Raw genomic sequence first — 19,552 nt, 5'->3', positions numbered from 1 at the left:
ATGAGTAATTTTAATTTTTTTAGGACTAAAACGACTATTTTATTTTGCTTGATACTTTCAACTTTGATGAATGCTCAAGAGATAAAAAAAGAAACTTTTAAAAAGAATAAAATAAGGCTTACTAATTCTTTGATTCTAGAGAATAAGCTAAAAGAAACCTCTGGCTTGATTCATTGGAATGGAAAACTTTGGACGCATAATGACGATACTGATACTAGTTTGTATGCATTAGATACATTAAACGGTTCAATTCTGGAAACATATTCATTGCCTAATGTTGTGAATCAAGATTGGGAAGAAATTGCTCAAGATGAGGGGTTTGTTTATATAGGAGATTTAGGTAATAATACTTCAGGTAATAGACAGAATTTAAATATTCTTAAAATTGATAAGTTGTTATTAATTAATAAATCACCTAAAATTGAATACATCAAATTTAAGTATGAAAATCAAAACGAATTTGATCATAAAAAGCCCAATAATACCAATTTTGATTGTGAAGCTTTTGTTGTAACTCAGGACAGTATTTATTTGTTTACGAAAGAATGGAAAACTAATTATACAACTATCTATACTTTGCCTAAAGCGTCTGGAGAATATATCGCAAAGCAAAAGGAAGTATTTAATGTAAAAGGATTAGTGACTGGTGCTTCTTTGTTTGAAAACAGATTGCTCTTATGTGGTTATTCTAAAAAAGGTAAGCCTTTTATTGATTTGTTTTATGATTTTTCAGCAAATGATTTCTTTTCAGGAAGTCATAAAAAGATAAAAGTAAAACCAAGATTTCTTCAAATTGAGTCCATTACTACTAAAGATGGTAAAAAATATTATCTAACTAACGAAGAATTGAAATTTGGACCAATTCATAAGCCCCAACAAATGCACAAACTTGATTTATCAAGATTTTTTAATGCTAATTAAACTCGCCATCTACATAAAACCAAATTCCGTTTTCTAAAGCAAAAGTTGATTTTTCGTAATGAATTTGCGCTTTTAGTCTTTCGTCTAAGTAATAGGCTTTAAAAGTAACTGTGGTTTCTGTAGCTTCTAAAACCTCCAAACGAATCCATTGGTTACTTTTTGACCAGTTTAAAATGTCATCTTTTTTATGGAATTTCCGAGTCGAAATATGAGTAGTTTTAACCAAATAATCAGCTGCACCAGTTGCAAATGCACTATAGCGTGAACGCATTAAATCTTCTGCTGAAGAAGCTTTTTTCTTGCCTTCAATTATTGGTTTACAACAATCTTCAAAAGAAAGTGTTTTGCCACAATAACAGTTAGAACTCATTTTGATTATTCTTCTAAATCTTCTTCTCCTCCTAATCTAATAGAAACTAAAATGCCAGTTATCAAAGAAATTGCAATAAATCCTAATGAAACCCATTCAGGGAATTTGTAGTAATGAACTAAAAGCATTTTAATACCTACGAAAGTCAAAATCGCTATTAAGCTATATTCTAAGTAGCTAAATTTTTCGAGCATATTAGCTAAGAAGAAATACATGGATCTTAAACCAAGGATTGCAAAAATATTAGAACTGAATACTAAAAATGGATCAGATGTAATGGCTAAAATAGCAGGAACGCTATCAACAGCAAATAAAACATCCATTACTTCAATAACTATTAAGGCTACAAATAAAGGGGTTGCAGCTCTTCCTTTTTTAGTGGGTATGAAAAATTTTTCACCATCACTTTCTGAAGTAAGTGGCATGACTTTGCCTAGTGCTCTGTAAATAAAAGATTCTTTAGGTTCAAAGTCATCTTCTTCACTATTAAATAACATTTTTATTGCTGTGAACAATAAGAATCCGCCAAACAAATAGGTAGTCCAACTGAATTTGTTGATAATTAATACGCCAAAGTATATCATTAATCCTCTAAAAACAATGGCGCCAAGGATTCCCCAAAACAAAACTCGGTGTTGGTATTTTTGCGGAATCTTAAATGAGGCAAAAATTACGGCTATTACAAATATATTGTCAATACTTAAGGATAGTTCAATTAAATAACCAGTAATGTATTTCATTGTGGCCGCTGCAGGCTTCAATTGATCAGGATTTGCTACATAACCACTTTGGTATAGCCAGTAAATAACGCCTGAAAAAGCAAATGATAAAGAAACCCAAATTGCTGTCCACATGCTGGCTTCTTTTGTGGAAATGATATGTGGGTTTTTGTTAAAAACCCCTAAGTCTAATGCAAGAAAAATAAATACGGCTACTAAAAAACAAATCCAAACAATCATATCTTACTATTTTGAGGTTTACAAATATAATCTTTGATTTTGGAATATTAAAGTTTTAGAGGTTTTGTGTCTTGAAATTAAATTTTTTACAATTTACCATTAAATTTACAGGGGTGTATGTTGATTAAATTCAAAATTTGAATATATTTGCTTAAAATTTAAGGGGTATAACTCAAATTATTTAATTTTATGGCAACACTACGATTTCAATCTCTACAAAAAGCGACTAGCAGAAAGCCGGTAGCAGTGGAAGAACTAGACAGAAAGTCGGCAATTTTTGGTACAAACGTTTTTGGCGATAAAGCCATGCGACAATTTTTAACTCCAGAAGCTTATAAAGCAGTACAAAGCGCTATTCAGCACGGAACTAAAATTGACCGTAAATTAGCAGAATACATCGCTATGGGGATGAAAGAATGGGCGTTGTCTAAAGGAGTTACTCACTATACACACTGGTTCCAACCTTTAACAGGTACTACTGCTGAAAAACACGATGCTTTCTTTGAAACATCTATGGACGGTAGTGATCCAGTAGAGAAATTCGGTGGAAGTCAATTAGTACAGCAGGAGCCAGATGCTTCTTCTTTCCCTAATGGTGGAATTAGAAATACTTTTGAAGCTCGTGGATATACAGCATGGGATCCAACATCTCCTGCGTTCATCTTTGGTACTACTTTATGTATTCCAACGGTTTTCGTATCTTATACTGGGGAAGCGCTGGATAATAAAACGCCTTTGTTAAGAGCGTTACATGCTATCGATACAGCTGCAACGGATGTAGCTAAATATTTTGATAAAAACGTTAAAAAAATTACGCCAACATTAGGTTGGGAACAGGAATATTTCCTTGTAGACAGTGCTTTGGCTTATTCACGTCCTGATATCTTGGCAACAGGAAGAACGTTATTGGGGCACACGTCTTCTAAAGGGCAACAATTGGATGATCATTATTTTGGTTCGATTCCAACGCGTGTATTACAATACATGAGAGACCTTGAAAATGAGTGCATGTTATTAGGTATTCCGGTAAAAACACGTCATAACGAGGTGGCTCCTAACCAGTTTGAGTTGGCTCCAATTTTTGAAGAGACTAACTTGGCTGTGGATCATAACTCTTTGTTAATGGATGTTATGCAAAAAGTGGCAGAGCGTCATGACTTTAAAGTATTATTCCACGAAAAGCCTTTCAAAGGAGTAAATGGTTCAGGTAAACACAATAACTGGTCATTGGCAACAGATACGGGAATTAACTTGTTAAGTCCTGGTAAAACGCCTATGAGTAACTTACAGTTCTTAACGTTCTTCATCAATACGATCAAAGCGGTTCACGACTATGAAGAATTATTGAGAGCATCAATCGCTTCGGCAAGTAATGACCACCGTCTTGGTGCTAACGAAGCACCTCCCGCTATCATCTCTGTGTTTATCGGACAACAGTTGACGAAAGTATTGGCTGAATTAGAAGGGGTGTCTAACGGAAAATTATCTCCTGAAGAGAAAACCGATTTAAAACTAAACGTGGTTGGTAAATTACCAGACGTTTTATTGGACAATACCGACAGAAACAGAACGTCTCCGTTCGCCTTCACAGGTAATAAATTCGAATTCCGTGCTGTAGGTTCTTCGGCTAACTGTGCTGTTTCAATGACAACTCTAAACTCAATTGTAGCGAAGCAGTTAATTGATTTCAAAGCGGAAGTAGATGCATTGATCGATAAAAAAGGATTGAAGAAAGATGAAGCAATCTTCAATGTATTGAGAGAATATATCAAAGTAACTAAAAATATCCTTTTCGAAGGAGATGGTTATAGCGAAGCTTGGGAAAAAGAAGCTAAAAAGCGAGGTTTAAGCAATCATAAAACAACTCCAAAAGCATTAAAATCTAAAGTTTCTAAAATAGCAATGGATTTATTCCATGAATTAGGAGTAATGAACCATGTTGAGGTTGAAGCTCGTTACGAAATCGAATTGGAAGAATACACTAAGAAAATTCAAATCGAAGGACGTGTGTTAGGTGATATAGCTCGTAACCATGTTATCCCAACGGCTATTCGTTACCAAAATATCCTAATCGAAAACGTGAAAGGGTTGAAGGAAATTTTTGGAAAGGATTTTGAAAAAATTGCAAAAGAGCAAATCGGTTTAATCAAAGAAATCTCTGAACATATCGAAGGAATCAACAGTAATGTGGATGCTATGATCGAAGAGCGTAAGAAAGCAAATAATTTGACTAGTACCGAAAAAATGGCAGAGGCTTACTGTGATAAAGTGAAACCTTATTTCGATGTTATACGCGAACACTGCGATAAGTTAGAATTATTGGTTGATGACGAAATTTGGACATTGACTAAGTACAGAGAATTATTATTTACAAAATAATTTTGAACTTCATAATATTGAAGCTGTCTGGAGTAATCCAGACAGTTTTTTTGTTTATATTCGTTATATGAAGAATTTGGTTGTGTTATTGTTGTTTGGTCTTGTAGCATCTTTAAAAATAAATGCTCAGGAACAATATTCTATTTATTTTGACAGTAATAAGCATACTTTAAACACCTCTGAATACGAGTCATTCCTCAATTGGATGATGAAAAACAAAGAGTCTAAAATTTTATCGATGTATGGTTTTACAGATGAAGATGGAACCAATCAATACAACGATACTTTAGCAGTAAAAAGAGTTGAATCAATCTATAAAATCATTAACGGAAAAGTGAAAATTCGTGAAGATTTTAAAAAGATAAGTTTTGGTGAAAACTTTCAGCAATCTCCTAATAAAAAAGAAAATAGAAAGGTTATTATTTATTACTTACTTTCCAAAGATTTGTCACGCGAAGAAGAAATTTTGGGATTAAAAGCAAAAGGATATACTATTAAGAAAAAACCATCTTTCCCAAGTAAAGTAACGGTTACGAATCCTAACGGCACAAAATCGGAATATAGCTTAGATGTTAACTTTATGAAGACATTAAATGAAGCTCAAAAAGGTCAAAAACTAAAAATAGAGAACCTAAATTTTATTTTAAATACGTTTGCTGTAACTAATGAATCAAGAGGTAAATTGTACGAATTACTCTTGGTAATGCAAAACAATCCAAAACTCAAAATCGATATTCAAGGTCATGTGTGTTGTGTAAAATCAGACAAGCAAGATTTATCTACACAACGAGCCAAAGCTGTTTATAAGTTTTTAGAAATCAATGAAATTGATAAGGCACGCATGAGTTACCAAGGTTTTGGAAGTACGCAGCCATTATTTGTTTTACCTGAAAAAACAGAAATAGAACGAGCAGCCAACCGCCGCGTAGAAATTGAAATAATTGCAAACTAAAAATGAACTCATAATTCATAATTAAATTTTATCTTTGCAAAACAACAACTAATTAGTGCACTGAGCTGCTTGTGCTGAACATAGTCGAAGCATCGAAGTGAAACTGAAAAAACAACACTAACTATTTCATGAGTTCAGATACTTCAAAAAGGTATGCACTTCGTGGCGTTTCTGCTGCCAAAGAAGATGTGCATAATGCTATCAAAAACATTGACAAAGGATTATTCCCAAAGGCATTTTGTAAAATTGTTCCAGATTATTTAACAAACGATGATGATTATTGCTTAATCATGCACGCAGACGGTGCAGGGACAAAATCATCATTGGCATACATGTATTGGAAAGAGACAGGTGATATTTCTGTTTGGAAAGGTATTGCTCAGGATGCATTAATCATGAATATTGATGATTTATTGTGTGTGGGTGCTGTCGATAATATTATGTTGTCTTCAACCATTGGAAGAAATAAAAATCTGATTCCTGGTGAAGTACTTTCAGCAATCATCAATGGGACAGAAGAATTAATAGAAGAATTAAAATCATTTGGTGTTACCATCAATTCTACTGGCGGTGAAACTGCCGATGTGGGAGATTTGGTACGCACAATTATAGTAGATTCTACAGTTACAGCACGTATGAAACGTAGCGATGTAATCGATAATGCTAATATTAAGGTAGGTGATGTTATCGTAGGATTAGCTTCTTTTGGTCAGGCAAAATACGAGAAATCATATAATGGCGGAATGGGTAGTAACGGATTAACTTCTGCCCGTCACGATGTTTTTGCTAAATATTTGGCAGAAAAATATCCTGAAAGTTACGATGCTTCGGTTCCAACTGATTTAGTGTATTCAGGAAATGTAAAATTGACAGATACTGTAGAAGGTTCTCCTATAGATGCTGGTAAATTGGTGTTATCACCAACACGTACTTACGCACCTATTATTAAAAAAATACTAGAAAAATATACTCCAAACGACATTCACGGAATGGTACATTGTAGCGGTGGAGCACAAACAAAAGTGTTGCACTTTGTAGACAATGTACATGTGATTAAAGATAATTTATTCCCTGTGCCTCCTTTGTTCAAATTGATTCAGGAGCAATCTGGAACCGATTGGAAAGAAATGTATCAGGTTTTTAACTCTGGTCACCGTATGGAATTGTATGTTCCTGCAGAAATCGCTTCAGATATTATAGAAATTTCTAATTCTTTTGGAGTAGATGCGCAAATCGTAGGTAGAGTAGAAGCTTCAGACGACAAAAAACTGACTATTACATCTGAATTTGGTACTTTTGAATATTAGTAGCAATTTCCCGCTGTACGCTGTATCTTTTTTGTAGCCTGAGGTTCTCGAAGGCTGCAAAAAAGGATGCCGCTTCCATCGGGGCTAAAATAAAATTCAAACATGTACGAACTACTTTTCTGGAAATACTTAGATGAGGTTTATTTAAATCATCAAGAAGTTTATGAATCTTTAATTGAAAATCAACCTGTTGAAGGTCTGGAAGAATTACCAATTCAAGTAATTTTGAGTAGAATTGCTAATGCTTTTTCAAATTGGGAAAGAGTAGACGAATTTAGTTTTAAGAATACAAAAGGAGCAGGGGCGTTTCATATAGTTACCACAAAGCAAAGTGTTCAAATTAATTGTTACGGAACAAAAGGAAATGATATGGAAAAACTATGTCAAATGATGGAAGAATTTAAATGTCCGTTATATGATCCCCAAGTGCCAGTGCGTTACGATGAGTTTAATGAGTAAAATTAGTTTTCATTAATAAGTAAAAGAAATTTTGTAAATCTTTTTTAGTATTGAACCCTGAGCGGAGTCGAAGGGTGGTCAAGAAAAGAAATTAGCATAAATAAAAAATATGAAAATAAATCCGAAAATAGGTATTGACCAATTAGTATTCGGGATGAAACAAAAAGACGTAGAAAAAATCTATGGCACTCCTGATAAACAATTTAATGACGAAGATCAAAACATCATTTATATCTATAATGATAAAAAATGGCGCTTGACATTTTATGAAGACGAAGAATTTCGTTTTGGTTACATCATTTCTTCAAATCCTGAATTAGAATTGTTTGATGAGAAGATAATCAATCAACCAATCCAAAAAATTGAAGAATTATTAAAGTCAAAGAATTTTAAAGCAATGGAAGTAGAATCGTTTGATTCGGTTGACAATTACTTTAACGAAAGTAACTGGATGATTTTTCAGGTAGAATATAACGAAGTTATTCGTTTCGAATTAGGAGCTGTTTTTAACGAAAAAGCTGATGAATTCGACTGGAAGTTTAAAGGTTAAATCTTCTTAGGATCCCTGAGCGTAGTCGAAGGGAGAGTTGTATAAAATAAAAAAATCCCGCCTTTTGAGCGGGATTTTTTATTTGTATTATTTCGTTAAAGTTGCATTTGGCATAACTTCTAATAATTCTAATTCGAAAACTAAATTAGTATTAGGAGGAATAACACCACCAGCACCTTGAGCTCCGTATCCTAAATTTGATGGAATGAAAAGTAATGCTTTGTCACCAATGTTCATTTTCTCTAAACCTTCTAAAAAGCCTGGGATTAAACCATCTTTTTTTCCAGCTTGGAAAGGGAAAGGTTGGTAGCCATTTTGAGCAGCACGTTGAGCATCCCATTTCCCGTATGCTTTATTTATATCTGCATAACTTGAATCAAATAAGTTGCCATCTTCAAAATATCCAGCGTAGTTAACATATACTGTAGAACCTGCTACTGGCTTTTTGCCAGAACCTTTTTGGATAATGTTATAAACTAATCCAGATTCTGTTTTTGTTCCTGATGCTTTAGCTTGTGCAAATGCCGCTACTTTATCCGCTTTTACTTTTGCATATTTAGCTTCATTAGCCTTTTGTTCAGCTACTTGATTTTGCACGTGATCTTTAAAGATTTTTGCTGCATCAAACTTTTTAGCTTTTGCACCTTTACGGATGATAGTAACTTTTTTAATTACATCATCTTGAGCAATAGCATTTACAACATCTTGACCAGTTACCACATGACCAAATACTGTATGACGACCGTCTAACCAAGGTGTTGCTTTGTGAGTAATAAAAAATTGTGAACCATTTGTACCTGGTCCAGCATTTGCCATCGACAAAATTCCTGCTCCTGTATGTTTTAATTCAGGAACTATTTCATCTTTAAATTTATATCCTGGTCCTCCAGAACCGTTTCCGTCAGGATCACCACCTTGAATCATGAAATCAGCAATAACTCTATGAAATTTTAATCCGTCATAAAAAGGTTTGCCGCTGTATTTTTCATTAACCATAGTGTTTTTTCCTTCGGCTAATGCAACGAAGTTGGCAACCGTTACCGGAGTTTTTTCGTATTCTAATTGTAAAACGATTTTTCCTTTGCTTGTTTCTAATTCTGCATACATTCCGTCAGGTAAATTTTGATCACCTGAATTGCATGAAAATAAGAAAGCGAAAAAACTTAAAAATAAACTTGTCATTCGATTCATTTTAGTTAATAATAGTTATATAGTTATTCAATTTTAGTTTCTGGTTTTGCTGTAGGGTCTGGTTTAACATCATTAAGTGTAACAATACACATTAAAGGTTGGTTCGTGCCAATTCTGTTATTGTCACCATGATACCCAAAAGCCAAATGAGAAGGGAAAAGGAATTTAACCTTATCGCCTGTATTCATTAGTTTAAGACCGTATCGTATTCCAATCAGCATGTCTTGTTTGTCAACTCTATATTGCTGAGGCTTCAATTCGGTTTGAGAATAAATGGTCTTACCGTTTAAATCTTTAATTTCGTAATCAAAGAAAGCAATTTCACCTTTTTCAGGTTTTTCTGTCGAGGCTTCGTTTTTAGCTAAATAGGTGTACCAATATCCTTTTGTCGAAGCAATATAATCTGAAGCTGTATCTTTTTTAATGATATTAGCAATAATGCTTTCTTCGTTTTGGTTTAATTTTTTATTTCTTTCTACTGATTGTTTCATAAACTCACCCGAAGCATGAGAAACAGGTCTTCTTGCTTCTTGTTTTTGTGAACAACAAGTAACTAAATTCATGCCAAGAAGTAAACATCCTACAATTTTTAAAGCCTTCATATTTTTTACTTTTTAGTTTCTTTTACAATTTTGATGAATTTGGCAACGGTTTCTTCCAATGTCTCTAATGATTTTCCGCCAGCTGCATTTATATGCCCTCCACCGTTAAAATAATCTCTGGCAAACTGATTTACATCAAAGTGACCTTGAGAACGGAATGAAATTTTAATGATTCCTTCCGATTTATTTTCGATAAAGATAGCAGTAAAATCGATTCCGTCAATAGTTAATCCATAATTAACAAAACCTTCTGTATCTCCTTTTTGATAATAATGTGAATCAAGCTCTTCTTGAGTAAGAGTAATATAGGAAGTTTTGTATTCAGGCATAAGCTTCATGTTTTGTAAAGCCTTTCCTAAAAGCTGTAATCTATTGTACGAACTTGTATCAAATAAGTTGTTGTGAATTTGAGCACTGTTAACACCTTTGTCTACTAAATTGGCTGCAACGCGTAAAGTGGTGCTAGTTGTTGATGAAAATCGAAATGAACCAGTATCGGTCACTAAACCTGTATATAAACAAGTGCCAACAGTAGCATTTATTAAATCTTCTTGACCCAATTGAGTGATAAAATGATACACCATTTCACAGGTCGAACTCATTTTAGTATCAGAATACATGTATTTTGCATATCCATCTGGTAACTGATGATGGTCTATCATGATGAAAGTTTTATCTAATTTTTCCAAAAAACTTCCCATGAACTCACCAGTTCTATGAAGTGCGTTAAAATCTAAAGTAAAAATAATGTCAGCCTCGTTTAATTTAGGTTCGCAAGCTTCATTATTTTCTTCAAAAAGCAATACTTTATCGGCATCAGGCATCCAAGCTAAATAATCTGCAAATTCGTTGGGTGAAATTACAGTTACTTCGTGTTGCAACTGAATCAAAAAATGATACAATCCTAAGGTCGAGCCCATAGAGTCTCCATCCTGATTGCGATGTGGTATTATAATTATTTTTTTTGGTGAAGCTAATAGTGTTTTTATTGCTTCAATATCTTGTTCATTCATCATGTTGCGAAAATACAATTTATTCTACTTAAAAAATAAACTTATAAAGTGTGTTTTTTTGAATAAAAAAAGCTGTAATGTTTTTGTTATAGCTTTTGTATTAATATCTCTCAAAGTCGTGAAATCGAAAATTCGACGTAGTCATACTTTGTTCAGATGTGTTATTCGTTAATTATTAATTCTTTAAAATTTCTAGCTTTTCTGATGTTTTCTGCCCATTTTATTTTATATTCATTTGTTTCCAGATTATTTACTCTTTTTAAAATAAAACCCGATAGCGCGGATTTGCAATCCGTGCCATAAATAAATTAAAACAAATCTAACAAAATCAGTTCTAAATCATTTTCTAAACCCGCATAATTTCTTGCTGAGCTAAAATAATAATCTTCTGGTAATGACACTATTTTGTCTTTTACAGGATTATTATGAATATAGTTTATCTTCTGTTTTATAAACGAATTGCTATAAATCTGTTCTGCATGATAACCATCTTGCCAAACCTTATAATGCTGCTCTCTTTTTAAATGTTCGCACGTTTTTTTAAAATACTCTAATAACCATTCTCTTCGACTTTCAGGCTCATCAATTATAGTTTGGATTATCTTTTTTGAAGTAAATTTTTTAAAATCTCTGATGACATCTGATAAAATGAAACCATCTGTAGCTTTGCAAAGCAAGTGTAAATGACTTGACATAATGCAATAAGCATAAATTTCGAGTCCTTTATGTAACTGGCAGTAGTGTAGTGCATTGATGATGTTTTGTTTTTGATTTAATCTTGTAAACACATCTATCCAGCCTACAGTTGTAATAGTGATAAAATAGGCTTCATCTGTAGTTGTGGCTTTATATTTTGTTGACATGGTGTATGTAAAAAAAAACAAAACTACAACTTTTTACAGTTGCAGTTTATATTCTTTGATGGCACGGATTGCAAATCCGCGCTATCGGGTTGATGCCCATCCCTTTAGGTGCGTTATAATGCCGAATGCCATTGCTGGAAACAGATTATTTTTCCTTTTTATAAACAACCTGAATTCCAGTTCCTTGTATAATCATTTCTTTATCTGTCAATTTTAAAACTTTAGAGTCATCCTTCTGATAATACTTACCGTCTTTTTGCTTTTTTGCTAATCCTTGCTTTATTAAGTCTTTACCAATAAAATCTGTACTATCAATGAACAAATCATGTTCTATGGTCATGGTTTTAGAATTAAATTTCCATTTTCCAGTATCAGAATTTTCAGGAGTAAATATCTTTTTGTAATTAAAATCATTACTATAAAATAGGTTAGGTTCATTCATTAAAATTCTTATCCCATTGTCGGGTTCTATTTTCTTTCCTTGTTCATCTCTTGACTCTACGTAACTCCAAGAACCAATTAGTTTTGATGAATAATCAACTTTCTGACCAAAACATTGTAAAGAGAAAACAGTCATTAATAATAAACTATAAAATTTCCACATTGTTGTTTTTTTTAATTCAATTTTAAATCCGCGCTATCGGTTTTTTTGTTATGTAATAGTTTCAATAGAAAAACTTAGCTTTAATTTTCGGGAGCAATTCCTACGTAAATATTATTAGTTTTTTCATTTTCATCCCACTTTATTTCAGCACCATAAAAAGGTGGAGTTCGCATATACGTTCTAATATTTTGATATACGTTTGAATATTTTGAAGTAATTAAAAAGGTATGAATCTGTTTCGCAAATTTATAAGATTCAGGGTCACCCATAAGTGACCAGACAGTTATGGCTTGGTCTTTATATGGCAATTTGACTGATAAAGAAACTTCATCCTGCATTTTCAGAACCCTATCTTTTTTTATTTTTTCGATAGTGACTTTATTAGCGGTTATCCCCCCAGATTGATTATAGCTGGTAACATTTACTTGGGAAGATGTACTTTTAGATGTATCAACCTTTGTTAATTCAGGTTTAGTTTTTATGTATATAATTTTCGGGTTATCGCTTTTCTCTTTATTTTCAATAGAATTGGGTTCGTTTTTTTTAGTAATTATTGTTGGATTATTTTCTTTTTTTTGGGGAGCAAATTCTCCATATTTTCCGCTGTAAACATAACCATGGGTAAAACCATAAATAATACAACCAGATATAACCAGAGCAACGAAGCTAGCAATTGTTACAAATGTTATTTTCATCCATCTATTTGCGTGGAGTAATGACCAAAATCCATTAACTTCATTCTTTGCCATCTTTTTTAAAATTTGAATTTACTTACAAACCTAAACACAATTCATTAAAAAACCTAACCACAGATTCCTTCATCTATTGATTAAGGTGGGGTGGTGGAAACAAAAAAGAGATGAGCGTGATGCCCATCCCTTTAGGTGCGTTTTAATGCCAAATCAGATTAACAAAATGCATTATCGATGTTTTTCTTTAGTTTTGTTATACATATAAATAAGTTAGCGGTCATTGTAAACAAAACTTTCCATGAAACAATCATATTTTATAATAGGCTTTTTTTTACTGCTTATCGGGTGCAGAAATGAAGAAAAAAAGGTTAAACCAAAATCCGAACTCCCAACTGCATTTCCAACAATAATAAATCCAATAAATATAAAATATGAATCCACTTTTGGAGAGGAAAATCCAACATGGATTTCTACAGCAGATTACAATTTTAATTATCTAGGAAAGTTACAAGACTCAATTTCATTGAAGAGAATATCATTTTCAATTCTTGAAACTTTAGAAAGCCCCCCAAAAAAATCTAAAATTAAAAGAAAAAAGCGACCATATGCAGATTATTATATTGAATGGGATAAAGAAAATCGATTTTCATTTATGTCAGAGCCAAAAATCGAAATTCAAGTAAGCTCAAAACAAATCAATAATTTTCATCCAGCATTATTAAGAAATAGAACAAAAGATACTATCCCAATTGGCTATGGTGATATAATTCCTTTGATTTTAGAAGCAAAAGACAAATCGGGCAAATGGAAACCTATACAGGAAAAGTTCGTATATATGTGTGGAAATGGTGTTGGAACAATCGTTTTACCTCCCAAAGAAATAGCCGTAACATTAGTACCAATTTTTAACGGAAATTATAAAACTCAATTACGCCTTTCAATGGGGAGCAATAAATCCAATGTTTTTTGGGGGTAAAATTAACCATAGACAATTCGAAAGTATGTTTGATGAAAATGGAAATTATAAAGAAGAATATAAAAAAGAAATGAAAATACAAGAAAACAACGACCACTAACAACGATAGAATTAAACTTAATTATAAATTTGTCTAAACTTTTGGGCGCACTCTGTTGACGCTCATTCCTTTAGGTGTGTTTGTATGCCAATGCCATTTTGCTTCGTTGGTAAGTTTTGTCATACATATGAGTAAGTTAGCAGGGATTGGTCAAAAAAAATGAAAAGAAATGAACGATTCAACCAAATACATTTGTGAATGTTGTGGGAAGACACATGAAAGTTGGCCAGCATTAACATTCATTTCACCCGATAATTATGATTATCTTTCACAGCATGATAAAGAAAATATTGCTGAACTAGACAGTGATACTTGCATAATCAATCATTCAAATCAAATTGATAGATTTATTCGTTGCACGTTGACACAAACGGTTAATGACCATTGTGAGGATTTAGATTATGGTCTTTGGGTTTCTTTAAGCGAGAAGAGTTTTCAGGATTATATGGAGAACTTTGATAATGAAAACCATGAAACACAATATTTCGGTTGGCTAAGCAATGATATCCCAGAATATGAATTCTCAGAAAGTATTCCAACAACAGTTAGAACAAAAAAAGGAAATCAAAGACCTGAAATTTTCCCTCATGAAAGTTTTGACCACCCATTTGTAAAAGATTATTATAATGGGATAAGTAAAGAGGAAGCTGAGACAAGAATTAAAACTATGCTTCAAAAAACTGAAAATGATGAATCAGTCATTTATTCTAAAAAAGCATGGTGGAAATTTTGGTAATAAACAAAAAACATCTGATTCATCATTCAATTCTTAGTTTAATTTATTGCTAGTATGTTTCTCAACCAGATTTTTATTTTTCCATCTGGACAAGGATATTTTACTGAATTTCCATCCAATCTGTTGTAGGATTTTCTAGTTGTTTGACCTAATTCTCTTTTAACATCTGCTATCCAGCAAGTTTTAATAGTTCTGTTAAAAGTTTCTCTGTAAAGTTCCTGAATCATTTTGTATGTCATGATAAAATTTTATGATTTAAGTTAACATATAACTTAAATTTTTAAAATCAAAATGTCTGTTATATATCAAATAAAAAAGAGATGAGCGTGATACCCATCCCTTTAGGTGCGTTTTAATGCCGAATGCCATTGCTGGAATTATATTTTTTTAGTGTCGTCACTTGTAGCATTCATCAACTTAAAAGGTCTTTTGATAATTTATATTTTAATTACTATTTTAGCGGATAAATATAGCTCTTGCAACACATAACCTACATGAAAAAAATATATCTTTTACTTATAAGTTTTTGTTTTCTATCGTTCACAAATGATAATGGAAATTCATTCAATATTGAATTGAAACAGAAAATAGTTTTAAAGGTAACTCGGAAAAATTCAACTGAATTTGAATTTACTGAAATAAAAAGAGAACCTTTTGATAAAATTATTGATATTTGGAACAATAATGAAGCATTATCAAGAATTGAAAAAAAGGAAACAATTGAATTTTACTTCTGTCAAGCTCAAGAAAATGAAGAAGAAGCTACAGTGCTTTTAATTAATAGCAGAAGTAAATTTTCATTTCAATTTGACACCGAAATTCAGAAAACTGACAAATCAGAGTTTGAAAAAGTTCCAAATGTAGGAACTCATAGAAATTCCAAAACACAAGAAAGTTGGGCATGGAAAATCAAACAAATTCGGATTAGTAATTTTAGATTAAAAAAGTAAACAATACTGCCAACTTAGTTTAGAATTATAGCCTTTATTATAAAAAAAGGGATGGGAAACCATCCCTTTTGATACGTTTTAAATAATGCTATTGAAAACGAATTAATACTTTAATTTACATTTACATCAAACGAAAGTGTATCAGTAAAAACAGGTGTAACCTTGTCGTTGAACTCATAACGAACAATACTCCTGATAGTATTTTTACCTTTTTTGGTTAACACTTCCTCTACATCTATTTGAGTAGGGGGAACATTTTTTAAAATTCGCTCAGCTTTAGCATTATCAATTCCTATATTTTCAATCGTAAAACTACGTTTTGCATTAGGAATGTTAGCAACCATATAACTGTATTTTAATTTATCTCCAACTTTTAGAGAATTTTGGATTTGCTCATTTTGATGAGTTTGGATATTGACTTTATGTTGATATATTTCTAATTGTGGATTACCTTTATAACTGTCTATTACACCACTTTTATCATATTTTATAATAAAAATTGGTTCTCCAAAATTGGCATACATTGTATATTGTTCAGTTTTACCATCAGGATAGTTATCAATAGATTCTAAAGTTATTTTGCTGTTTTGACGATAATAAATTGATTTTATATTTTTATTATCATAATAGTAAACACATTTTCCATAAATATCACCATCAATAAATTGACCTTCTGCTATTTTATTACCTTGTTCATTGTAGTTTACAAATTTACCATGCATAATGGTATCTCCGTTTCTAATTACATATTCGTTTGTTCCTACCAATTTCCCTGATGGACTAAACTCTTGTAGAATAGATATTTTATTAGATTCCATTTTATAATAAAAAAACACACACAATAGAAATCCAATGAATCCTATAATAATAATTGTTTGCTTTTTATTTATCTTTTTTTCGTGTACCATCTTCGTTGTAAAAAGTTTTATTTAAATAGGTAGTGTTCCCTGTTTTCTTGTCTTCATTTATGTAATAAATATCTTCAGGCTTTTGCTTTTCTGGCTCAGCTTCTTCCTTATTTGCTTGTTCAATAGCATTTTTTCCTTCAGTAGTTGCACCTGCGCCTGCGCCAACAGCATCAATTGCTTCACCAGTTTTACTGTCTGCATTGCCAGTACCATTAGTACCTTTTCCATTATCATGTGCTTTCCCCATTTTACCTGGTTCTCGTCCTAGTAGTAAGTCAATCAGTCCTATCAATCCTTTTAAGTCAACCCACTGTGCATTTCTTCCACCTCTATCTAAAGAACTAGGGTCTTGACTGTTTCCGCCATCTGCAAGTGCATATCCACCATATTCAGCTTTTGGATTTTGACTAAAATCTGCCAGAACCTTACCGTTATAAGAAATTTGCTTGGTATCTCCATCTAACAATGCTCTATTACCATTTTTATCTGTATACCCACGAGTATGTCCCAATCTTTCATAACCTAATCTTTCCTTTTGACCATCTTTCCAAGATATTTTACCCGTTATCTTATGGCGATACCAATCCACAGGTTTCATTCCATCAGGGTCAGTAAATCTCATTGGATTGTTAAAGCAGTAATTATATGGTGACCATCTCCTCATTTCTTCAGCTTTAGGGTCAATATTACTCCAACCCGCTCTCGCTGGGTCGTATAAGCGACTACCATAATCATACATGTTCAGTCCCAGCTCGTCCTGCAACTCTTTACCGTTGAACTTATACTTATAGGACTTTGTGAAATTTCCCTAATTCAGTAAAGCAAAAGGTCTCCAATCGTGATTAATAAGAACGTTTTCTCTGACGAAAATAATGGGATTTGTATAGAAATCCTAATAAATCGATTATTTAGTGATTATCAGTACGACCAAAACAATAGCCCATAAAAAAAGCCCCCGATTTGGGAGCTAATCTTTTTATTAATCATCGTAATGAAACCTACATTGAAGTATAATACACCTCTGGTCAGTTCCTTTCGTACCAGTCACCTTGTAAACTAATCGATGTTCATCGGTAATTCTTCGTGACCAAAACCCTTTCAAATCATACCGTAATGGTTCTGGTTTTCCAAGACCTTTAAACGGGTCTTGCTTTATTGACATCATTAAATCTTTGATTTTTACTACTATACTTGCGTCATTTTCAATCCAGTATTCAAAATCTTCCCAGCCGTTTTTTGTAAAATCGATATTCATTGATTATGCTGGTTCTAATTCATCAAGGTTGTATGCTTTCAATTCACCTTTTTCAATTTGTTCAACGGATTCAAAAAGTCTTTTTCTATTTGCATTGGTTGATAATAGGTGTTGTGTTTCCATAAAGGAATTATATTCTTTAATCGATATAATAACCACAGCATCGTCATCGTTATTTCTAGGAACGATAATTGTTTCTGAGGATTCTGAAACTTCATCAAAATAATCTTTGATGTGTTTTCTTAATGTTGATATAGTTACTGCTTTCATAATCTTAAATTTTGTTGTACTTCTTATTGTACGTTCAAATGTACAAAAAAGTTACAAACATTTGCAAACAATTTGAAACAAATACAAACAATTAACAACATTTTACAAACTTGTTTGTATTTTACTACAACGGAAAGCGAAGGTTATTTTTTGTCTTTGTCAAAATAAGCTATCAGAGCATTACAGATAGGAGCTATTACTAAACTCAAAGCAAAAAAAACAATGACAACTCTGTCAGGAAAAGCCAATCCAAGTATAATTACTAAAAGGAAAAAGACAAGCACGATTATTAATTTATTCATTTTCTAATATATTTTTAAGTTATATCCTGATTTTTGAATTTGTTTACAAATTGATTCATATTATTTTCAACGATAGGAAACAATTTGTCACTTTCTCGTGAGCTAAGGTATTTACTGAGGTTCTGAAAAAATAGGACAGAAAAAATCCAGTAAAATCAGTAGTTCACAATCATGGTGCTAAATAAATTCATTCGTTTTTTTAATTTAAGACATGAAATTTTAGCGATTCAAATATTCAGATTACGAATGACATAAAAAAGGACATCAAAGTGCAAGAAAAAATCGATGAGAAAGCCTATGAATAAAGGACTTTTGATTTTATAGTCTTTTTTATAAAAATGAAAACCCCAGTAAACACTGTGGCCTGTGGTGGACAATTTGCGGGAAAAAAAATTTGTCCACTTTTTAATTTGTCAATTTCTTATTTTTTGTATTTTCACTTTATGGATTTAGAAAGTTTTATAGGAACTCTAGCTAGTTTGCTAGGAATTTATTCATTTTTAAAAAATGACACTTCACTATTTCCGTCAAAAAAAAAACTGAATGTTGTGCAAATGTTGTGCAGATTTTAAATTCACAATTTGTATCTCAGTAAATCCAACGCTTTACGAATGTTTTTTGTGACCTCGATTTGATTCGGTTTTTGTAGATTTTTTTATGTATTGTTATAAATCCAAAAAATATTTTTAAAAATTATGGCAGGATTAAGTGGTCCAGGAAATGACTTTAGACATCAGCAAATCATATCCTATGTAATTTATGATTTAATGAAAAAAATGGTTGAGGTTAAAAGCTACAGGAATTTTATTGCTTTACCCGAGCTTTCTCTCAAACCTAAAAGTCCTAAAATTCCAGATTTAACTGTTTACAAGACGATAAGAGGAATTCCAGCAGAAGCTGTTTTGCTAATTGAAATATGTAATGCCGGTAAAGTAAAAGATGATGCTAGGAAATTATCTGAATTAATGGAAAATATGCAATCAGTAAAAGAAGCTTTCGTTATTGATAAAGAAAGTTTAGAAATATATAAAATTAGCAGAACCAAAACTAATAAACCAACCGCATTCAAGAGAGATTCTAGGGTAGAGTTGTTAAAAGTAGATTTGTGTAAAGTTTTGGAAGTTTTAAAACACTAACCCAGTTAAGTTATTAAAATATAGCACCACACTTATTGACTCTAAAATCTGATACTT

Annotated in this window: 22 protein-coding genes and 1 pseudogene; 10 read left to right on the top strand and 13 right to left on the bottom strand. The window is 32.1% G+C overall.

Annotation, left to right across the window (positions count from 1 at the left end):
• Entirely contained in the window at window positions 1–921 is a 921-nt protein-coding gene (locus tag LJY17_RS06785; RefSeq protein WP_264543088.1) for a T9SS C-terminal target domain-containing protein, read from the top strand.
• On the opposite strand, the gene LJY17_RS06780 is transcribed toward LJY17_RS06785, so the two are convergent.
• Together LJY17_RS06780 and LJY17_RS06775 are read right to left on the bottom strand one after the other, a co-directional pair.
• Window positions 914–1,291, bottom strand: coding sequence for a YchJ family protein (locus LJY17_RS06780; RefSeq protein ID WP_264543087.1), 378 nt, complete (start codon window positions 1,289–1,291; stop codon window positions 914–916). The two genes, LJY17_RS06785 and LJY17_RS06780, sit on opposite strands and share 8 nt — an antisense overlap.
• Before the next feature lie 5 nt (window positions 1,292–1,296).
• Window positions 1,297–2,250, bottom strand: a complete 954-nt coding sequence (locus tag LJY17_RS06775) for a TerC family protein (RefSeq protein WP_264543086.1) — start codon at window positions 2,248–2,250, stop codon at window positions 1,297–1,299.
• A 189-nt stretch (window positions 2,251–2,439) separates the two neighbouring features.
• Between LJY17_RS06775 and LJY17_RS06770 the strand changes: the two genes are divergently transcribed.
• The 5 genes from LJY17_RS06770 to LJY17_RS06750 all read left to right on the top strand — a co-directional run bounded on the left by LJY17_RS06770 (window position 2,440) and on the right by LJY17_RS06750 (window position 7,897).
• Window positions 2,440–4,629, top strand: coding sequence for a glutamine synthetase III (locus LJY17_RS06770; RefSeq protein ID WP_264543085.1), 2,190 nt, complete (start codon window positions 2,440–2,442; stop codon window positions 4,627–4,629).
• Window positions 4,630–4,696: 67 nt separating this feature from the next.
• The gene (locus LJY17_RS06765; RefSeq protein ID WP_264543084.1) at window positions 4,697–5,581 is read left to right on the top strand and encodes an OmpA family protein; all 885 of its coding nucleotides are present in this window, start codon (window positions 4,697–4,699) and stop codon (window positions 5,579–5,581) included.
• 128 nt (window positions 5,582–5,709) lie between these two features.
• The gene (locus LJY17_RS06760) at window positions 5,710–6,888 is read left to right on the top strand and encodes an AIR synthase related protein (protein WP_264543083.1); all 1,179 of its coding nucleotides are present in this window, start codon (window positions 5,710–5,712) and stop codon (window positions 6,886–6,888) included.
• 102 nt (window positions 6,889–6,990) lie between these two features.
• Window positions 6,991–7,347 carry a hypothetical protein gene (locus LJY17_RS06755; RefSeq protein ID WP_264543082.1) on the top strand — a complete coding sequence of 119 codons (357 nt, stop codon included), beginning with the start codon at window positions 6,991–6,993 and terminating at the stop codon, window positions 7,345–7,347.
• 109 nt (window positions 7,348–7,456) lie between these two features.
• Entirely contained in the window at window positions 7,457–7,897 is a 441-nt protein-coding gene (locus LJY17_RS06750; RefSeq protein ID WP_264543081.1) for a hypothetical protein, read from the top strand.
• A gap of 87 nt (window positions 7,898–7,984) precedes the next feature.
• Here the strand turns inward: LJY17_RS06750 and LJY17_RS06745 are convergent, their stop codons facing one another.
• The 6 genes from LJY17_RS06745 to LJY17_RS06720 form a co-directional block, all read right to left on the bottom strand.
• A complete protein-coding gene (locus LJY17_RS06745) occupies window positions 7,985–9,088 on the bottom strand; it encodes a peptidylprolyl isomerase (RefSeq protein ID WP_413614506.1) in 1,104 nt (367 codons plus the stop codon).
• Between the two features lie 23 nt (window positions 9,089–9,111).
• Window positions 9,112–9,690, bottom strand: coding sequence for a gliding motility-associated peptidyl-prolyl isomerase GldI (gldI, locus tag LJY17_RS06740; RefSeq protein ID WP_264543079.1), 579 nt, complete (start codon window positions 9,688–9,690; stop codon window positions 9,112–9,114).
• Between the two features lie 5 nt (window positions 9,691–9,695).
• Window positions 9,696–10,703 (bottom strand): DHH family phosphoesterase, encoded by a 1,008-nt coding sequence (locus tag LJY17_RS06735; protein ID WP_264544884.1) that lies wholly within the window; start codon window positions 10,701–10,703, stop codon window positions 9,696–9,698.
• A gap of 308 nt (window positions 10,704–11,011) precedes the next feature.
• Complete coding sequence (locus tag LJY17_RS06730; RefSeq protein WP_264543078.1) at window positions 11,012–11,566, bottom strand: REP-associated tyrosine transposase; 555 nt, start codon at window positions 11,564–11,566, stop codon at window positions 11,012–11,014.
• Between the two features lie 145 nt (window positions 11,567–11,711).
• Window positions 11,712–12,170 carry a hypothetical protein gene (locus tag LJY17_RS06725; protein ID WP_264543077.1) on the bottom strand — a complete coding sequence of 153 codons (459 nt, stop codon included), beginning with the start codon at window positions 12,168–12,170 and terminating at the stop codon, window positions 11,712–11,714.
• 80 nt (window positions 12,171–12,250) lie between these two features.
• The gene (locus LJY17_RS06720) at window positions 12,251–12,919 is read right to left on the bottom strand and encodes a hypothetical protein (RefSeq protein ID WP_264543076.1); all 669 of its coding nucleotides are present in this window, start codon (window positions 12,917–12,919) and stop codon (window positions 12,251–12,253) included.
• Between the two features lie 241 nt (window positions 12,920–13,160).
• Between LJY17_RS06720 and LJY17_RS06715 the strand changes: the two genes are divergently transcribed.
• Window positions 13,161–13,838, top strand: coding sequence for a hypothetical protein (locus LJY17_RS06715; RefSeq protein ID WP_264543075.1), 678 nt, complete (start codon window positions 13,161–13,163; stop codon window positions 13,836–13,838).
• Window positions 13,839–14,107: 269 nt separating this feature from the next.
• Window positions 14,108–14,674 (top strand): DUF2199 domain-containing protein, encoded by a 567-nt coding sequence (locus tag LJY17_RS06710; RefSeq protein WP_264543074.1) that lies wholly within the window; start codon window positions 14,108–14,110, stop codon window positions 14,672–14,674.
• 38 nt (window positions 14,675–14,712) lie between these two features.
• On the opposite strand, the gene LJY17_RS06705 is transcribed toward LJY17_RS06710, so the two are convergent.
• Window positions 14,713–14,913: a hypothetical protein gene (locus tag LJY17_RS06705; RefSeq protein ID WP_264543073.1), complete on the bottom strand. Its 201-nt coding sequence runs from the start codon at window positions 14,911–14,913 to the stop codon at window positions 14,713–14,715.
• A gap of 255 nt (window positions 14,914–15,168) precedes the next feature.
• On the opposite strand from LJY17_RS06705, the gene LJY17_RS06700 reads away from it, so the two are divergent.
• A complete protein-coding gene (locus LJY17_RS06700; RefSeq protein WP_264543072.1) occupies window positions 15,169–15,624 on the top strand; it encodes a hypothetical protein in 456 nt (151 codons plus the stop codon).
• A gap of 110 nt (window positions 15,625–15,734) precedes the next feature.
• On the opposite strand, the gene LJY17_RS06695 is transcribed toward LJY17_RS06700, so the two are convergent.
• The 4 genes and pseudogenes from LJY17_RS06695 to LJY17_RS06680 form a co-directional block, all read right to left on the bottom strand.
• Window positions 15,735–16,442, bottom strand: coding sequence for a hypothetical protein (locus LJY17_RS06695; RefSeq protein WP_264543071.1), 708 nt, complete (start codon window positions 16,440–16,442; stop codon window positions 15,735–15,737).
• 64 nt (window positions 16,443–16,506) lie between these two features.
• Window positions 16,507–17,310 (bottom strand): annotated as a pseudogene (locus tag LJY17_RS06690) (RHS repeat-associated core domain-containing protein); the annotation flags it as partial.
• A gap of 201 nt (window positions 17,311–17,511) precedes the next feature.
• Window positions 17,512–17,787 carry a Txe/YoeB family addiction module toxin gene (locus tag LJY17_RS06685; protein WP_264543070.1) on the bottom strand — a complete coding sequence of 92 codons (276 nt, stop codon included), beginning with the start codon at window positions 17,785–17,787 and terminating at the stop codon, window positions 17,512–17,514.
• 3 nt (window positions 17,788–17,790) lie between these two features.
• Window positions 17,791–18,057, bottom strand: coding sequence for a type II toxin-antitoxin system Phd/YefM family antitoxin (locus LJY17_RS06680; protein ID WP_264543069.1), 267 nt, complete (start codon window positions 18,055–18,057; stop codon window positions 17,791–17,793).
• Window positions 18,058–19,054: 997 nt separating this feature from the next.
• Here LJY17_RS06680 and LJY17_RS06675 point away from each other — a divergent pair.
• Window positions 19,055–19,495, top strand: a complete 441-nt coding sequence (locus LJY17_RS06675; protein WP_264543068.1) for a hypothetical protein — start codon at window positions 19,055–19,057, stop codon at window positions 19,493–19,495.
• The last annotated feature ends 57 nt before the right edge of the window (window positions 19,496–19,552 follow it).

This window comes from Flavobacterium hankyongi, assembly GCF_036840915.1.
GTDB classification, from domain to species: domain Bacteria; phylum Bacteroidota; class Bacteroidia; order Flavobacteriales; family Flavobacteriaceae; genus Flavobacterium; species Flavobacterium hankyongi.
The sequence above is the reverse complement of the archived record's forward strand: the minus strand, read 5'-3'. Positions and strand labels throughout refer to the sequence as shown.

Bases quoted from the DNA above. Each gene is read 5' to 3' on its own strand.
- LJY17_RS06785 (WP_264543088.1), top strand. From the start codon at position 1: ATGAGTAATTTTAATTTTTTTAGGACTAAAACGACTATTTTATTTTGC.
- LJY17_RS06780 (WP_264543087.1), bottom strand. From the start codon at position 1,291: ATGAGTTCTAACTGTTATTGTGGCAAAACACTTTCTTTTGAAGATTGT.
- LJY17_RS06775 (WP_264543086.1), bottom strand. From the start codon at position 2,250: ATGATTGTTTGGATTTGTTTTTTAGTAGCCGTATTTATTTTTCTTGCA.
- LJY17_RS06770 (WP_264543085.1), top strand. From the start codon at position 2,440: ATGGCAACACTACGATTTCAATCTCTACAAAAAGCGACTAGCAGAAAG.
- LJY17_RS06765 (WP_264543084.1), top strand. From the start codon at position 4,697: ATGAAGAATTTGGTTGTGTTATTGTTGTTTGGTCTTGTAGCATCTTTA.
- LJY17_RS06760 (WP_264543083.1), top strand. From the start codon at position 5,710: ATGAGTTCAGATACTTCAAAAAGGTATGCACTTCGTGGCGTTTCTGCT.
- LJY17_RS06755 (WP_264543082.1), top strand. From the start codon at position 6,991: ATGTACGAACTACTTTTCTGGAAATACTTAGATGAGGTTTATTTAAAT.
- LJY17_RS06750 (WP_264543081.1), top strand. From the start codon at position 7,457: ATGAAAATAAATCCGAAAATAGGTATTGACCAATTAGTATTCGGGATG.
- LJY17_RS06745 (WP_413614506.1), bottom strand. From the start codon at position 9,088: ATGAATCGAATGACAAGTTTATTTTTAAGTTTTTTCGCTTTCTTATTT.
- gldI (WP_264543079.1), bottom strand. From the start codon at position 9,690: ATGAAGGCTTTAAAAATTGTAGGATGTTTACTTCTTGGCATGAATTTA.
- LJY17_RS06735 (WP_264544884.1), bottom strand. From the start codon at position 10,703: ATGAATGAACAAGATATTGAAGCAATAAAAACACTATTAGCTTCACCA.
- LJY17_RS06730 (WP_264543078.1), bottom strand. From the start codon at position 11,566: ATGTCAACAAAATATAAAGCCACAACTACAGATGAAGCCTATTTTATC.
- LJY17_RS06725 (WP_264543077.1), bottom strand. From the start codon at position 12,170: ATGTGGAAATTTTATAGTTTATTATTAATGACTGTTTTCTCTTTACAA.
- LJY17_RS06720 (WP_264543076.1), bottom strand. From the start codon at position 12,919: ATGGCAAAGAATGAAGTTAATGGATTTTGGTCATTACTCCACGCAAAT.
- LJY17_RS06715 (WP_264543075.1), top strand. From the start codon at position 13,161: ATGAAACAATCATATTTTATAATAGGCTTTTTTTTACTGCTTATCGGG.
- LJY17_RS06710 (WP_264543074.1), top strand. From the start codon at position 14,108: ATGAACGATTCAACCAAATACATTTGTGAATGTTGTGGGAAGACACAT.
- LJY17_RS06705 (WP_264543073.1), bottom strand. From the start codon at position 14,913: ATGACATACAAAATGATTCAGGAACTTTACAGAGAAACTTTTAACAGA.
- LJY17_RS06700 (WP_264543072.1), top strand. From the start codon at position 15,169: ATGAAAAAAATATATCTTTTACTTATAAGTTTTTGTTTTCTATCGTTC.
- LJY17_RS06695 (WP_264543071.1), bottom strand. From the start codon at position 16,442: ATGGAATCTAATAAAATATCTATTCTACAAGAGTTTAGTCCATCAGGG.
- LJY17_RS06685 (WP_264543070.1), bottom strand. From the start codon at position 17,787: ATGAATATCGATTTTACAAAAAACGGCTGGGAAGATTTTGAATACTGG.
- LJY17_RS06680 (WP_264543069.1), bottom strand. From the start codon at position 18,057: ATGAAAGCAGTAACTATATCAACATTAAGAAAACACATCAAAGATTAT.
- LJY17_RS06675 (WP_264543068.1), top strand. From the start codon at position 19,055: ATGGCAGGATTAAGTGGTCCAGGAAATGACTTTAGACATCAGCAAATC.